Consider the following 16410-nt stretch of genomic DNA (forward strand, 5'->3'; position numbering starts at 1 on the left):
CGCTACTCATCTCGCAGTGCGTCAACTGGATTGGCGCAGGCCGCACGCCAGGCTTGTCCGCCCACGGTGATGAGCACAATTCCCAGTGTCAATAGCCCTGTTGCAATGAACATGAATGGCTCCAGGTTGATACGGTAGGCGAAATCATTGAGCCAGGTGGACATGAGATAGTACGCCACTGGCCATCCGATTACGTTGGCTATGATAGTTAGCCACAGGAAATTGCGGGTTAGCAATAGGATGATATTTCCTTCCGTAGCGCCGAGTACTTTGCGAATGCCGATCTCTTTGGTGCGCTGTTGTGTGGCAAATGCGATCAATCCGAGCATTCCCAAACAGCTTATAAAGATGGACAGCGCGGCAAAAACCCCGCACACCTTTTGCAGGGTTATCTCCGACTGGTAATACGCATCGAGCACTTCGTTGAAAAATTGATACTCAAAAGGCCGGTCCGGCAAAAACTGCTTCCACACGCTTTCCAGCGCGGCGAGTTGCGCTTTCAGGTCGCCGGGTGCCAGGCGCACGGCGATTCGGTTCAAACTGGTGGAGTTTTGCAATATCATGGGTGCAATGCCGTGGTGCAGCGACTGGTTGTGGTAATCCTTAACCACGCCGATTACATGTATCTGAAACGGGCCATCTGTATAAAAAAAGGACTTGCCCACAGGATCGTCCCATCCGAGTTCCCGTGCGACTGTTTCATTGATCAATGCGGAACTTTCCCATTTGTTTTCGTCGATTTTGCGGAAGCCAGGCGGCATACCAACAAGGCTCCTGCCCGATGCAATGGATAATCCAAACAGATCGAGATAATTGTCATCAATGCCGTTCCAATAAAGCTTGAATGTCGTATCACCATGCCCTTCGGCGCGCAAAATGAGTCTGTCCGGACCGATCTGTCCAGGCGTCATGTGAAATGCCGACGCCTTCAACACTCCCGGTTGTGTGTGCAATTCACTGAGGATTGTTTGCGCCTGTGGTCGCAGTCCGCGATCTCGCAAAAAGACCGGCAGAATGACGGTGTGTTCTTTTTTGAATCCCAGTTCTTTGGTGCGCACGAATGAGAGCTGACTATACACCACCAGCGTCGTGATGATTAAGACTACGGATACACCGAACTGTAGCACAACCATTATCTGATTCATACTCCTGCGCTGAGACCGCAGCGAGCCTCTTAACGCGCGAATCGGCTCGAATGCAGACAAGACAAATGACGGATAGCTCCCGGCGAGCAGGCCCGTGCCCAACAGTACGCATAACGAGAGCGCCAAGACGAATACTGAACCCGCGTCGGTCAAATGCAGATCAACGTCCATGAATTCATTAAAGAAGGGCAGTGCGTCGGAGGCAAATAATACCGCCAGCACGCCTGCTAATAAGACGATGAGCAGGGACTCGCCCAAAAATTGACCCATCAATTGCAGCCGTGTCGCACCCACGACCTTGCGCAGGCCAACTTCGCGCAGCCGATTGGCTGACCGCGCCGTTACCAGGTTGATGTAATTGATGCAGGCGATCAATAGCACGAGCAGTCCAATGAATAGCAGCGTATAGCAGCGCGTGATATCCCCGGCATTGATCTCCGCTGTGCCGTAATCCTGAATCGAGTACAGGTGGATGCGGTCGAGTGGTTGTAAATAGAAATCATAGCGTTCAGGACCGGCAAGCTGGTGATCGGCTGCAAAAGCGTGTAGTTTTTTTTGTAGTTCAGCAACATCGGCTCCCTGACGCACCAGTACATAAGTCCGCAACGGTCCGATGAACCAGGTCGAGGGCCACCCATCCCATACCTGCTGTCGCCATCGGTTTTCCGGATATTGTTCCGATGGTTGTGGATATGTGGTGGTCAGAAAGTCGAACTGTAGCTTGTCATTTGATGTCTTTGGTTGGTCTTTCAGGATACCGGTAATTGTGAAATCGCCCTTAAACCACTTGTAGTTAATATTGACAGTTTTGCCTATCGGGTCCTCATTGCCGAATAGCTTGTGCGCCAATGTCTGGGAGAGAAACGCGGTATGGGGATCGTTGAGTCCGGTTTTGGGATCGCCGACTACCATTGGTAGGGTAAAAACATCGAATATCTCCGCATCGGTTATGCACACGCGCGTATTGAAACCGTGCTCCTCGTTAGATGCCCACATGCCTCTGACGAGCATCCGTGTCACTGCCTCAACTTCGGGGAATTTGTCGCGCAGATGCGGAGCGACGGGCTTTGTCCCCAGGTCGTAGCGCTCGCCGCTGACATCCTTGATTTTTCGGATGACTCTGTAAATGCGGTCGCTCTTTTCGTGGTGCTGGTCAAAACGAAACTGATAACCCACATACAATACCGCCAGCAACATACACGCAATACCCACAGCCAATCCGAGGATATTCAGAATTGAATAGAAGGCGTGCCGGCGCAGATTTCTGATTCCAACGGTGAGGTAATTCCAGAGCATATCGGGCCTCCGTCTCTATTGCGAGGTAAAAGTACAACGGGTTATACGATTATGAAGCAAAAATTGTGCCGGAAAAGTCAAATGCTGATATAACAACAGGTTACAAAAATCACCTGAATTTGACGTCTTATAAAGTGTCCGATTTTGATACAGTGGTGTCCGAAAATGAACACCTGGTCACCGCACTTAAGCTGTGAAAAATTCGTGAACCGTATGCCAAAAACTGAATCTATTATATGAACGCGCGAATTGGGGTACCTCTGATGAATGATTCATTACCGGGCGACAAGACTCTGGTCGATAAAGCCTGTGGTGGCGATGAGAGAGCATTTGCCGATCTGATTAACCAGCACCGATCTCTGGTGTTTGGGGTTATACGGGCTGTGCTGCAAGATGCTGATGATACCGAAGATGCCACGCAAGAGACATTTATTCTTGCCTATCGGAATCTCAACCAGCTCGATGATGTTGGCAAGTTCTCATCCTGGCTTTATACAATTGCGCGCAACGTGGCTCTCAAATGGGTGAGAAAGCGAACCCTTGAGGCACGGGGATTATCAAGGGTGCAGGAATATCAACAGCTCGATTTTTTGCATCCTGAGAAAGTGGTGGAGTTACAGTACTTATCTGCTCTGAAGCGGGCTTTCAAATTGCTCTCTCCGGCGGATCGGATGGTCACTACGCTGTTTTATCTGGTCGGATTACATCAGAGTCAGATTGCCAGTATCCTCGGTATTCCGGTGGGTACTGTCAAGAGTCGGTTACACAGATCGCGAAAACAACTGAAAAGGAGGCTTTTAGTCATGGGAAATGGAACACTTGTAGATCATGAAAATCAGGAAGATTACGGACGCAGAGTTATTGGTGGAATGAGAGGGGTTATCCACTGGCAAAAATTGATCCAGAGCGATGGATTGGCAGATTGGCGACCCGCAAAGGGACATACCGAAGCGTCTTTGCATCGCGTTTGGACGCGCACGGACGATGGTATCGTCGGTGAAGCAGGACCCTCAAGTGACAACGACTCTCCGCTTATTATAGGTGATTCTTCCTGGGGAAGTTATGAACTGTCGCTTCTCATTACGCCCATTTCTGGCGGCAATGCTCAGGTTTTCTTTCGAATGTCCGAAGACGAACGGTGCTGGTATTTGCTGGATTTCTTATTGGGCTGGCGGGCTGTCGCCATTAGCAAGGTTACTCCCGAGGGGCTAACAAAGCTCAGTGTGGTCAATTATCCCATTGAGCGCGGACAGGAATACGATGTGCAAATCGCCGCCCGGGGCGCGTCTCTTACTTCATATATTGATGGCAAGTTGGTCAATCAGGTGACCGATTTTAGCTATCAATCTGGACCGATTGCGCTGAATGTGTGGGAATGCAAAACGGCTTTTCGAGATCTCCGATTCCGTCTTTTGCATTGAATCCTTCAATAAAAAAAGGAGACCGGATGATCGGTCTCCTTAGCCCTGAGTGCGCTTGTCTCTAAATGTGGCGATTCCAAATATGATTGCCGCTGCTACGAGTATTCCCAGGGTCCAATTTGAAGGTAAGGATAATGCAGGTACAAGTATCACTATAAAAACTCCAAGAGGACCTATAAAACGACGTAAAGATATTTGACCTTTTCGCCATTTTATGTATCCGATTACTTGCAATGCAACCAGAATGCCTATGGCGAGGATCAGCAAGATTATATACATGGTTTTCCTCTCCTGAAATAAATTACCACCCGTGAATCCCGTGCCCTTGATCTGGAAACCAGATTACATCTACGAGGAATGCAATGCCTATTGCAAATACAAATCCCACGATTAATCCATAACAACACGGGCGCACCCGCCGGTAGAGCAAGATCCCTCCGAATTTCAAGACCAGTAATTTGGCTAACCAGACAAGAAAAATATTAAAAATATAAATCCGCATCTGCCAGCTATACATCACCATCAATCCCATGGGATGTACGGGCCACCAGGGAATGCGCGACTGAAGGGCGGCGAATAGTAGCGCACCTGCGGTGCCCAATAAGTATGTGCCGATTTTTTCAGTGTCTGGAACAGTCCGATCTGTATTGGCAACCTCTCCGGCAATAATGTTGTAGCGCTCCCGAGCAGAACCCTCCAGTGCCCAGGAATGAAAGCTGGCACCGCCCCAGGTATAACACAACCAGATCGTATAAGAGCCGCCGATGATCACCCCGAGGAGTACACCCGCCCAGATCAAGCGATTGGTTTTTGTCGATCCCGCCATTACCCGATCGATATTGGGCAGTGCCGTTGGCACGCGCCAGCCCGCCAGCAAGCGGTGGTTCACCATATGCGTGCTTACCAGCGTAGCGGTTGACATATTGCGCGTGCCTACAAACATATCGCCCAGTATGGTTGTTCCACCTGCCCAAAAGGGAAATAAATACGCAAAGCCAACAGCCGCCAGCAATTTCATAGATACAAAAATGCCGATCCAAAATGCCGTCATCCACAGCACCAGTGTCACTGGGCCATTTCCCGACTGATATAGCCAGAATGCCATGTACAATAATCCGCATCCCAGCGCCAATACCGTCCCTCGCGGCGATAGAATCACCGTCTCAGATGGCGTTCTCTGAACGGGTTTTCGCACCTGATGCCAGACCTGTCTCAAATGTCCTCGCGCCACCCACAGGCCCCAAATAGCCAGACCGGCCATTGCGCCGTTTGAGAACAAACTGAGAATGGCACTGCCATCCGCTGTCTGGCCTTCTAACCCGATTGTAAATCCCACGCGGTTCATTCCGTACTGCGCGCCCATTCCCAGCACAAACATCGACCAGATGCTGAATAGAATGTTCAGATCGCACAGAAAGGTAAATCCCATTAGCGTGGGTAGAATGCGGTAGGAAAAGGCGAAGGGTGAGAGGTGTCGCGATAGCTGGACGCCGCGCCGTCCACCGCGTCCAAACATGGGGTCAAAAATTGAGATGCGGGGAAAATCGGGGATGAAGTATTCTCCGATGTTCCATAAAAGGGGTATTGCTGCGATAAAAAATCCCGCCCAAAATGCCTTGCTTCGCATAAAGGCAGGCCAACCCGGTTTTCGATCAAATCCTTCGGTGAGTTCCAGGGAGACTTCGGCGAGGGGATAGACCAGGCGTTCGTGTTGCGCCCATTGTTTTTGAAATAATGCGGTCAATCCCAGGCCAATGGCCGTGATTGCAAGGGCGATGGATCCCGCCCAGAATATTGGTCCCAACCACGCGCCCCAGGGTACGTCTGACCACAGCCCCTGATAGAAGCCATCGACCACACCCGGACTGTTCAATGGCAGCATCCAGTTGGGCAAGTCGTCAAAGTACAGTTCTTCCCAGCGATTCTCCGGCGAGGCAAAATAACGCGGTGCGGCCATCATGCCGGCCCATTGCGTTGCCCAGTTAAAACCAGCGAACAAACCGCCGACCCACAAGAGGCAAAATAGCACCCGCATCTCTGTTGCCGATAGTGATAACCGGGGCCAAAAGCGCTTTAATATGGAGTTGCCCAAAAGCCAGAATACGAAGGGCAATAATACGGTCATTGGCAGATTGGACATTGCCAGGAGACCGGATCGGGTGCTCAATTCTACATAGGTTGACATCACGCACGTAAATACCAGCGTGCCTACCATCGCCAATACAGCGGTTTTGCGCACCCGGCTCTCTGTTTCTGTATCTGGAATTTCAACGCGATTTGGCGTTTGTGACAATTGGGCCTCCTACATTACCATCCGTGTACGAAATGTCGGTTCAATGGAAACCAGATCGCATCTACTATTGTTGAAGCTCCCACTCCCACCAGATATCCCACCACAATACCGTACCAGAATGGCAGCGATCGCCGGTAGAGGCTTACCCCGCCAAAGCGCAATGTCAATGACTTGGCCAGCCATACGATGAATATCCCAAATCCGTAGCGAAATCGGCTGTCTGGAAAAGCCAGACCGAACGGGTGAATCGGCCAGGCCGCGTACCGCATGCCCAAGAGCGTCAATAATCCCGCCTCGGCAATACCCAAAAGCCACACTATGGTTTTGTCCAGATCGAAATACGCTGGCTGTGTTCCTTCAATCAGCGACACTTGTCTGACCATGTGTCGCCAGTCGGGCATATAGGCATGATTCAAGCCGCCTTCCATGTAGCACAGATAAAGCTGTGCGGCACAGGCCACTGCAAATGCCCCCAGGAGGGCGACGGGCAACACACCTGCGATGGTCCATGAGCGCTGCAGCCCATTGCCCAGGAGCTTAAAAAAATGAGGGATTGCCGGCACAGATAGCATGCGGGCTGGCGCTCCGGCAAGGGCGTTTCGGCTCACCACTATCAAACCCGTCAAATCCCGGCTCGAAATATTTAATGTCCCGTAGAGCGCCTTCATAATCTGCCACCCTTTTTCTCCCTGGGGCGCGAGGAATACGTAGCCCGTGGCTGCCGCAAATTTGGTTACGCCGAGGTAGATGACGAATAGAAGGCCCATCTGCACCATTGCCGAGGGCAGGCTGATGCCCATTGAGAGCAAAAAACCCGTAAAAAAAATCGTGGTACTTAAAAATCCCAGCCAGGCCGTGCGATAGGACACGGGTACCCCATCGTCTTGGGAGCGCAGGTCTCCAAAAGCCTTGTGTAGTGTCTCCTTCAAGTGATCTCGGGCCACCCATACCGACCAGATAACCAGAAAAACCAGTGCGCCGTGTGCCTCCAGCATCAAAATTTCTTCGGGCGTAGCTGTCTGGCCCTGCAACCCGATCGTAAAGCCCGTGCGGTTCATCACTGTCATCTTAAATGCATTGACGAGGAAAAAAAACCAGAAACTCATCAAGATATTCAGCGGGCACAAATAGGCCAGTCCCATCATCAGCGGGTGAATGCGCAAATAGATCGTGGGAATATACTGTCCCGTATCTACCGCTGTGGTCAGCCAGTGGTCGTAGATCGTGATGCGGGGCAATGTCAGGACAAAATAGCCGGTGATATTCCAGAAAATCACGCCGGCTATACACGCAAACCCGGCCCAGAAAACCCAGTCTTTGAATACGTCGGGAACCCGGCTTCCCTCGGATTCTTCCAGGAGTGCCAGGGGTACTGTAGCAAGGGGAAATGACAGGCGCTCGTGCAGGAGCCACTGTTTGTAGAATAGCACGCTGGCAAAAAATCCGGCGAGTACCAGAGATAGACTCCCCACAAACCACCAGAACAGCGGAACGACCCAGTGTGCCCAGGGAATCTCGTCTCTGTGTTCCAATCCCACGTATAGTCGCTCTACTACTTCGCTGCCCCGATCCATAAATAACCACCGGGGCAAGTACTGACCCGCTACTTCCCAGAATCGGTTTTCGGGTGAAGAAAACGCCGCGGGTGCCGAAATATCCGTGATTAAATACCCTACCCACCCGATTGCGGGCACAGTGGCGACCATCCACACAATCCCAAAAATCGTCACTACTTCGCTGCGCGATAGGGCAAATCGTGGCGCTGCCAGTTTCAACGCGGTATTTATCCCGATCCACACCACCAGGGGCAGCAAGGCGGTTACGGGCAAAAAACTCTTCATCAAATTTCGCCCGTAATAAGTCGCAAAAAGACATACCCCTGCAATTGTGATCATCGCCAAAATAAAGGCTCTGAGCGTCATGCCCTGGGGTTCTGCAACTGTCTCTGGTGCCTCAGTTGTGCGTTCGGAAATCGCCACGACAAATCCATTGAGCGTGTGATTTTTTCATAAAAAAATAGGCGCCGACGGATGAGGGTACTCCGCCAGGCGCCTGTGTACGACGGATGCAAACGCGAATTTAGTTCCCAAAGTCAAATCCGACCGTCACGACATGTACTGAACCCAGACGGCCAAATTCGATATAGGCGTAGTCCACGCTGATCCCGTATTGATCGCGCTTCAGATTGAGGCCCCCGCCAGCGGTGAGGCCCTCTTCGTCGTAGTTGAAGCGGTACCCGCCGCGGATATAGGCCAGGTTTCGCAATCCGTATTCGGCGGCTATGTGCATTTTTTCGTCGCCGTCATTGGGATGCGTAAACTCGGTTGCTACCGTGAGGAGATGGGGCTGATCTTCTGACTGTTCGACCAGATCAAAAGCCGCACCGAGTTTGAATACCATGGGCATTCGCACTTGCGATGGCGGTATTTGAATCTGTTCGTCGTATTTGGTGAATTCGGTATCGGGACCGAAATTCTGCCCGAGCATGGCAATCCGCAAGCTTTTGATGCCGGTGTGATAGTACGTGCCGATATCAATGGCCCAGTTGCCGGTGGTGGCATCGTCTAAGGTTTCCTGGAAGTATTTCGCCGTGCCGCCCACCTGCAAGCGGTCTGTGATGCGCCGGGCGTAATTGATGCCCACGGCGAGGTCGCCGCCCGAAAACGTGCCCAGGCCTTCTATAACGGGCTGGGTGCGGCCCAGTGTTTCGCCATCGGGACCAAATAGTTCCTGGTTTTCTGTGCGCACCATATCCCCGTAATCAAGGGTACTGATACTGAGGCCGAAAACACCCCACTGGTCAAAATTTTTGACCACAGCACCGGAATAATAGGTGATGTCGGCAATCCAGTTCATGCTGCTGCCCGAAAGGCTGATATTTGTTACGTCTGAGATAGTAGATGGATTGGTCAATGCGGCGTTGGCGTCTGCCTTGCTCAATACCGTTGCAATACCTCCCAGACTCGCCATGCGCGCCGAGGAGGGCAATTTGGCAAATTGCCAGCCCGACCGTCCCACGCGGCTATAGGGCAGAGCCTCGACGCCTGGGCCTACCTCTGCCTCGAACCGCCGCTGCGCGAACCCCTCGCTTGCAAATCCCACCACGAGCAAAAGGATCGGAATTATTGTCCATTTAAATGTACAACGTTTCATTATAGCCTCCGCTTATCGAATGATCATGAATTTCCCAACGTGGGACTGGCCTTCTTGTCCCGCGACGTGAGAGGTTACGTGATAGATGTAAAGTCCCGCGGCCGGGCTTTCGGAAAAGTCCGTTTGGAGATAATTGCCATCTGCTTGACTGCCCCAGGTGGTTTCTCCAAAACCGTCGTGTTCAATAATTTTTATTAAATCGCCCGCAAGCGTGTAAATCCGGATGGTGCATTTGGCCGGGATATTTACAAAAGCCAGGCGGTTGTTCTGAGATGCATCCAGCAACCCGCTTCGCTGGCGGAAGGGATTGGGCACGACGCGGATCTGGGTCATATCATCTGATGGTGCTTTGGGGGCTTCCGTAGCAAAAAACGTATAGGCCGTTATGCCGCTTTCCAGTCCGTGCCTATCGTAGGAGGTCACCGCAAAGCGAAAGGGGATACCGGGGTCTGTCTCGGCTTGATAAACGATCTTATCGCCCTGCTTATAAGCTGCGGCTTCTGAAGCGGAAATATCCTCAAGCAGTTCCCAAGGACCGGTGATGTGAATTTCTGATCGGTAAACCCGATATCCGGCAAAGTCATTTTCACCTGTGCCCGGGTCCTGGTAATTGTCCGGAACGGCTTGCCATGCCAGGGTGAAACCCTGTGTCCCGGTACTGGCGTCGGCAAATGGCTCAGCCTCCAGCTTGGGGTATCCGTCTTCGACAAATGGCTGGGTTCCCACAAGGGGAGGTGGATACTGATCGGCGGGTAGCTTGTAATCATTTGCTATCAATTCCAGAGCCGAATCCCAGTTTTGCTTCAACGCAGCAATACCTTCTGCCTGGTATCGTTGTGCGGCTTCTAATCCGCCGCGTTGCGACACATTGCGGTCCATCTCGCCAAAACAATAGAGGATGATCAGTTCAATTTCATCGCCGGGCTGAAAATTGTAGGGACCAATATAGGAATACAGCATGGGGGATCGCTCGAAGAGATTGCCATCCACCGATCCGTCTTTGGGACGGGATGGGTCGTTCCAGAGGTCAATCCAACTCGCCCGTTCCTGATCATGTGAAAATGCCAGCAAATCCTGTTCCCAGCTTTGTCCGGCCCACAGACGTCCGGATTCGCGCGCTGGTACGCGCGCATCGCTCATCCTGCCCGCGAAGTTGCCCGTCCGTGTTGCGGATTCAGCCGCAGCGAGGATATTGTAATGGGGTTCTTCGGGCTGACCGTTGTAAGTCAGATTTAGAATGCCCCACGCCCGGGCTTCTGGTTCGTAGAGTCTGCGGTCCAGAGACCCGGCTTCGGTGATATTGCCGGGGTCACCCCCATCGCCGGTCACGTCTCCCGGCGGCTCGAATATGTTAAACGAAATGGGCGCGCTTTCAGTGGTCGGCCACTGCACATCGTCGTAGAATATGAAAATTTTCCGTTCCGGATCCCAGTCGAATTGCATGTCGTTCTTGAACTTGAAGGCGTTGTTCACGAGCTGACCGTTGTTGTACTGAACCTGAGCGGGAAAACACATGTAGAAATCTTCAAAGGGTACGTCATCGACATGTTTGATCTTGATCTTGTGGATGACAAAATCGTCGTATTTAGGCACACTCCACACCATTGTCTTGGTGGTGATCTGCATTGCTCCCATTGGATCGGCCGGGCTGGCTGGATTCATTTTGAACGTCTGGAAAACCCCTTCGCCCCATTGCTCGGCCTCGTTGGTACCGCCTGGTCCCACAAAATTGTAATTGTAATTGTTGACCATGGGCGTTACGGCACCGCCAAAAGACACAATGCTCCGTTCTGTTAAGTTGATCTTGACCCGCCGCCCCTGATTGTTGACCCAGATCCAGGGCGCAATCATGTCCATGTGATCCGGTGCTTGATAATAGCCGGGATACGACAGAACATTGGGAATCGCCGTTTCTGCGTAATTCGCCGCGGTACTCGTGCCCCACCACAATCTTCCGGCGGTAAACTCGATTGGGTTGTTGCCCACGAGTTGGCTTTCGGGCACCTGAGCATTTACAACCTCCGGCAACATCAGCACGAGGCACATCACCCAGAGTGGGAGAAGCCTGCGTATTGCATTCATTTAATACTCCTTTGTTATTTGAGAGTGTTGAGAACTCTTGGGCCGGGTATCGCCCATCCGACACCCGGCTATTTTTGCTAATAATCAATCGATAGCGAGAAGAACAACTCTCTCGGGTTCAGGTCTGGACGGTAAATCGTCCACTGATTCGGCTCCACCCATTCGGCTGAAGCACCATCTGGCGTCAGATAGGAGGCTTTTATCACGGGCATTTCGCCCTTTTCAATGTAGTTGAACAAATCTTGTCCGCCGAACAGTTTCAGGATTTTGTTGTTGAAGACATTGTGTATGTCTATTGCGAATTCGCCCTTCATTCCACCCACCAGTTCGAAACGCTTGGAGAGACGCGCATTGGTGCGGTGATAGGGTTTCCACGATCGGTTCAGCGGTTCGGTGCTCGTATCGCCGGGCGGATGATAGGTGTATCGCTGCGCCGAAGCATAGGTATAGTGCATATTCAAGAACCAGTTCCCCATCACCGGGCCGTAGTTGTTGGGCGTGCTGAGCAATGCATTGAGCTTAAACGTGTTGTGCGGGTTCCACAACTCCAGATTGTTCTCGCCGGATCCGTGATAGCGATCCCTTCCAAGTTGCTTGATCGAACCGTCTGGTTGTTGGATGGGAATATAGAGGGCCGTCGGACCATAGGCACCCGTGCTGGAATAGGACAGATCGTATTTGAGCTGGAGGCGCACATTTTGCCAGCGCTTGGTACTCAATTCCAGTTCCAGACCGCGTGCATCCAGGCGTGCTCCCGCCATCGAGAAAGCGCCCCGGTTGGTAAACCCACTCTGAGGCGTTTGCTTCTGCGGATTGTTGGGATCCATAAACAAAGTGAATTGAAGCGTTGAACTGTTGCCGGTTTCTTCCTCACGTCCCTGTCGGAAACCTCGCCTTGTCAGATCCTTGGCGTCTTTGTAATACATGGTTACATCCAGACCGAGCGCCCCGGCAATATCCTGATCAAAGCCCACTTCGTACTGGATCATCTTTTCGAACCCGATCTCCGGGTTGCCACCTGTACCCCACCAGTGGATATAGTTGTAATCCTCGTTGGGATTTGCATCGTAGTTGGGTGGCAGTTGAACGCTCGGATCAGAGGGTGCCCCGCGGTTCCAGATGGCCTTATTCCCGGCAATTTTTACCCAGGGAGGTCGCTGGTTAAAATGTCCGTACATAAAGTGCAATACGGTGCTCGCGGTAATGGGATGTGCGATGCCCACGCGGGGTGAAAGCGCGACCTGTAGCGGTGTCTTGGCGGCATGGGGACCGTCCGGATCAAAGGACAGAATTCCGCCCGCAATATTGCCATCGGTAATACTCGACAGCGCGTAGGGATCCCAAAGGATGTAATTCACGTTCCGGTTGGCGTTGAACATGTCCAGGCGCAAGCCGAGGTTTACGATCATGCCTTCGGCTTCGATTTGATCCTGCACATAAGCGGTGAAATCCCAGGGGCTATAATCCCTGTTTGGCACCTTGTTAAAGGGTTGTGAAGCCGATCCAAATTGCCCACCGTACCAGGTATCGATATACTGCGGATCGAATGATAGGCCCGCCTTGACCAGATTGTGTTCGTTGACCTGGCTGGTCAGATCAAAATTGATTGATGTTCGCCAGGTATTGGCGAACAGTTTGGCGTTATCTCTCGGCCATTGCCACCGCCGTCCGCCAGTGCTGACCGGACTGGTGGGGAACCAGGTGGGTTCCAAAAACACCGGGGTTCGATCAAGTTGATCCTGGAATAAGACGGGATTCGTATCCAGGTTTTCGTAATGCGCGTCGTAATCCATTCGGTAGTGCTGAATGCGGAAATCCATAAATGTGCGCGGACTGAAGACGTGCGTCAGTTTTAACATTGCCGCATTCGTCCGAATATACTGTGGAGGCGGCACGCGCGAGTTATTGCCGGTAATTACGCTGTTGCCGTTCGAATTCCATTTCTCTCTCTGAAAAGGCGTTCGGATTCCACCCGATGGAAGATTCCCCATTGAACCACCCATATCGTCGGACGACATGTAAGACAATCTGGGCTGACCGCTGTTATCGGTGCCCTGGTGGTTGAACGATGCCGTGATTTTGGTGTTCTGGGTCAGGTTGTAATTCAATTTGGCGAGCGCACTCCATTCGGGGCTGTATTTGAAAACGCTCGGCCACCTGGTTACACCTCGCAAATACTTGCCGCTTAGCAACAGATCCATATTGGAGGAGATGGGACCGAAAGCAGCGCCTTCCCACTCCCACTGGTCCAGATCTGCGTAATTGCCCATGTCTTCCGGTGGTGTTGTGAATTCCTGATATTTCTGCCAGTTGAACTCAGGTGTAGGATTTTGGCCCTGCTCTGTCCAGTAGTTATTCCAGGAGGCTCCCATGTCGTTTTTATCGAAGAACTCTTTGGTGATTACCTGGTTCTCGACATTTTCTTCGCTGTAAATATTGCGGCCCCAGTGGTACTTCCCGCGCGGGCGCAGGCGCGCTTTGGCAGTCGTGTGCCAGCGGTCTCGCGCTGATCGCGTTACGATGTTGATGATCCCATCGTTGGCCCGGCCGTATTCCGCGTTGTATCCACCAGTGAGTATTTCCATTTCCTGGATGGCCGCGGTATTGGTCACGACAAAGCTGGATTGGGTATTGCCGTCCCGCACATCCACGCCATCTATAATATAGGCGGCGGTGAAGCCATATCCTCCGCGGATACTTCCCCGAACCCCCACTCCAGATTGGGTTTCCACGGCCTCTTCCACGGAATTAGCCCAACTCAATTCCAGGTCCATCGTCGTCATCGCCTGCTTGCTCCCCGTGAGGTCGAGTTCTACGGGGGGGCGTTCGGCCATGACCAGTATCTCGGCTGCTTCAAGGGTTTCTTCACTCAATGTAAAATTGAGTTTTGTGGTCTGGTCAATTTTTACGCGGACATCGGTCTGTGTGACTTTCGCATAACCCACCATTGATGCCTGTACTTCCCGCACACCAGGGGGGACGTTGAGGATAAAATAATTGCCATCGGCGTCTGTTGTCGCACCCAGACGGGTGCCAAGCACGACGACGTTTGCGCCGGGCAATACTTCTCCCGATTTGGCGTCTTTTATTACGCCAGCAACCTTTCCCGTGGTACCTGCAAAGGCTTGAGATACCAGGCAAAGGGAAATGATACACAGCAAACACATTCGCTTCATGTGTCAACTCCTTTGTTTGTGGTTTTGACGAGGATGACTTCCCCGCCTGACGATTTGGTTTTCATCAAAATCTATAAACTCTCATTCCCTGAAGACCTCCTTTCTCAGGGTAAATTGTCCGATCTCAATATCCAGTCCAACGGGGTCCAGTCCTTTTGGGGTGGTCCCGTTTTCGGGACGTATTGGTATTCGGGGTCTGCCCTCAGCCATCCGTGAAACCCAACGCGGACGTGGTCGCCCCGGTTGGCGGAAGATGCGTGTACCATTAGATAATGGCATATCGCCACATCGCCTGCCTGTGCGACGACGGGGATTGGATCGTTGAGGGGGATGTCCGGCGCGCCTGTGCTGCCGGTTGTGCGCCATTTTTCCCCGAGGTCGATGTTGTTGGTATAAGCCCACGAAAATACCTGTCGCGGGCTGCCCGGCCATACGGTGAATGCGCCGTCGTGTGCATTTGTGTCTGTGAGGTAGGCCATGACGAGGAGGAGAAAGTGGGTGGGATAGACCGTGAGGCCATTGCCCTGGCGCGTGCCGTCGATATGCGCGCCGCCCGGTTCAAATTTTTTGGGTCCTGGCTGCGGAAATCGCAATATAGGGCTTAATCCCGGCTCATTGGTGACAGCCGGTCCGGCGAGTTCACGCACGATAGCTTTCAATTTGGGCGAGACACACATGGTCCGATCAATTGCAATGCCTTCCTGAGTTACATGCATGCCATTTTTGTCTTTGGGCCATGTTTTTGACTCATCGGGCACGATGCCGGTTTTGTGTTTTAATTCTTTTAGTCCCGCACGCACGCGGCCCGGATCAACCAGTCCCGGGACGATGACAAATCCGTCATTCACAAATTGCGCGACCTGCGCTTGTGTGAGGTGCGCTGTGCCTTGTGGCTTGGAAATAGACATGGGAATATCCCGAGGTTTTGAGGTTGGTATTACAATCCCGCGGGTAAGAGAATGAGTTCGGGTATTCGCGCACGCGAGGGCGTGGTCGCCACATACAGGCATGCATCGGCTACGTCTTCTGGTTTTAAGGCTTTGGCCATGACTTCTGGGGGCGTGGGTACGGGGCGCTTTAAGACGATGGGCGTGTCGCACAATCCGGGGAAGATTACTGTGGTGCGAATGCCGTTTTCCTGTTCTTCCTGGAATGTCCCGTGCGCCAGGCCAGACATGCCGTGTTTGGATGCCTGATAAGATACGCCGGAGACATCGGGCGATTGTACGCATCCAGAAGATAGATAGATGATCAGGCCCGATTGCTGTTTTCGCATGGTGGGCAATACTGCTTTTGTGCAGTTGAATGCGCCGGTCAGATTTGTGCCGATCATCATTTCCCACGTTTCGTGGGTCAATACTTCAAGGCTGCGGTCCGGGATGTTCGTTCCCGTGGCGTACACGAGAATATCGATTTGCCCGAATTTATCCAGTGTCGTCTGGATTAAGTGGTTTACCTGTTCTACATCCCGCGCGTCTGTGGGACAGGCGATTGCGCGGTTTCCTATTTCTGCTGATAGGTTGTCTAATTTGTCTTTGCTTCGCGCTGCCAGTACCACGCTGGCACCTGCCTGGGCATAAGATCGCGCGGTCGCTTTTCCCATTCCCGAACTGCTTCCCACAATTATAGCGACTTTGTTCTCCAGCGCGTGATGCATGGGCTTCTCCTTCAGGTTGGACTCATTCGAATATATAATATTATATATATAAAGCAACGAGCAAATATAAAGTAATAAGGTCTGTGACTACTCCCAACGATAGAGCAGTTGGGCTTCTTGGCGGTCAAGCCACCTGACGTTGTAGCCCCAACGTCAATATGTTTATCGCAGCATTGTGGTCTCTGTC

9 protein-coding genes are annotated in these 16410 nt (G+C 52.1%); 1 reads left to right on the forward strand and 8 read right to left on the reverse strand.

Going from position 1 to position 16410, the window contains the following annotated elements; genetic code table 11:
• Positions 1-2 precede the first annotated feature (2 nt).
• A complete protein-coding gene (locus OXG87_08710) occupies positions 3-2441 on the reverse strand; it encodes an ABC transporter permease (protein MCY3869625.1) in 2439 nt (812 codons plus the stop codon).
• Positions 2442-2704: 263 nt separating this feature from the next.
• On the opposite strand from OXG87_08710, the gene OXG87_08715 reads away from it, so the two are divergent.
• Positions 2705-3862 carry a sigma-70 family RNA polymerase sigma factor gene (locus tag OXG87_08715; GenBank protein MCY3869626.1) on the forward strand — a complete coding sequence of 386 codons (1158 nt, stop codon included), beginning with the start codon at positions 2705-2707 and terminating at the stop codon, positions 3860-3862.
• A gap of 301 nt (positions 3863-4163) precedes the next feature.
• Here OXG87_08715 and OXG87_08720 read toward each other — a convergent pair whose 3' ends face one another.
• From OXG87_08720 to OXG87_08750, 7 genes are all read right to left on the reverse strand, one after another.
• Positions 4164-6155, reverse strand: a complete 1992-nt coding sequence (locus OXG87_08720; GenBank protein MCY3869627.1) for a hypothetical protein — start codon at positions 6153-6155, stop codon at positions 4164-4166.
• A gap of 14 nt (positions 6156-6169) precedes the next feature.
• Positions 6170-8134 carry a hypothetical protein gene (locus OXG87_08725; GenBank protein MCY3869628.1) on the reverse strand — a complete coding sequence of 655 codons (1965 nt, stop codon included), beginning with the start codon at positions 8132-8134 and terminating at the stop codon, positions 6170-6172.
• 100 nt (positions 8135-8234) lie between these two features.
• Complete coding sequence (locus OXG87_08730; protein MCY3869629.1) at positions 8235-9308, reverse strand: PorV/PorQ family protein; 1074 nt, start codon at positions 9306-9308, stop codon at positions 8235-8237.
• 12 nt (positions 9309-9320) lie between these two features.
• On the reverse strand, positions 9321-11390 hold the full coding sequence (locus OXG87_08735; GenBank protein ID MCY3869630.1) for a hypothetical protein: 2070 nt from the start codon (positions 11388-11390) through the stop codon (positions 9321-9323).
• A gap of 77 nt (positions 11391-11467) precedes the next feature.
• The gene (locus tag OXG87_08740) at positions 11468-14566 is read right to left on the reverse strand and encodes a carboxypeptidase-like regulatory domain-containing protein (GenBank protein MCY3869631.1); all 3099 of its coding nucleotides are present in this window, start codon (positions 14564-14566) and stop codon (positions 11468-11470) included.
• A 104-nt stretch (positions 14567-14670) separates the two neighbouring features.
• Entirely contained in the window at positions 14671-15474 is an 804-nt protein-coding gene (locus OXG87_08745; protein ID MCY3869632.1) for a phytanoyl-CoA dioxygenase family protein, read from the reverse strand.
• A gap of 29 nt (positions 15475-15503) precedes the next feature.
• On the reverse strand, positions 15504-16223 hold the full coding sequence (locus OXG87_08750; protein ID MCY3869633.1) for an SDR family NAD(P)-dependent oxidoreductase: 720 nt from the start codon (positions 16221-16223) through the stop codon (positions 15504-15506).
• Positions 16224-16410: the final 187 nt, after the last annotated feature.

This window comes from Gemmatimonadota bacterium (genome assembly GCA_026706845.1).
GTDB lineage: Bacteria > Latescibacterota > UBA2968 > UBA2968 > UBA2968 > VXRD01.

Bases quoted from the DNA above. Each gene is read 5' to 3' on its own strand.
- OXG87_08730 (MCY3869629.1), bottom strand. From the start codon at position 9,308: ATGAAACGTTGTACATTTAAATGGACAATAATTCCGATCCTTTTGCTC.
- OXG87_08750 (MCY3869633.1), bottom strand. From the start codon at position 16,223: ATGCATCACGCGCTGGAGAACAAAGTCGCTATAATTGTGGGAAGCAGT.
- OXG87_08735 (MCY3869630.1), bottom strand. From the start codon at position 11,390: ATGAATGCAATACGCAGGCTTCTCCCACTCTGGGTGATGTGCCTCGTG.
- OXG87_08745 (MCY3869632.1), bottom strand. From the start codon at position 15,474: ATGTCTATTTCCAAGCCACAAGGCACAGCGCACCTCACACAAGCGCAG.
- OXG87_08715 (MCY3869626.1), top strand. From the start codon at position 2,705: ATGAATGATTCATTACCGGGCGACAAGACTCTGGTCGATAAAGCCTGT.
- OXG87_08740 (MCY3869631.1), bottom strand. From the start codon at position 14,566: ATGAAGCGAATGTGTTTGCTGTGTATCATTTCCCTTTGCCTGGTATCT.
- OXG87_08710 (MCY3869625.1), bottom strand. From the start codon at position 2,441: ATGCTCTGGAATTACCTCACCGTTGGAATCAGAAATCTGCGCCGGCAC.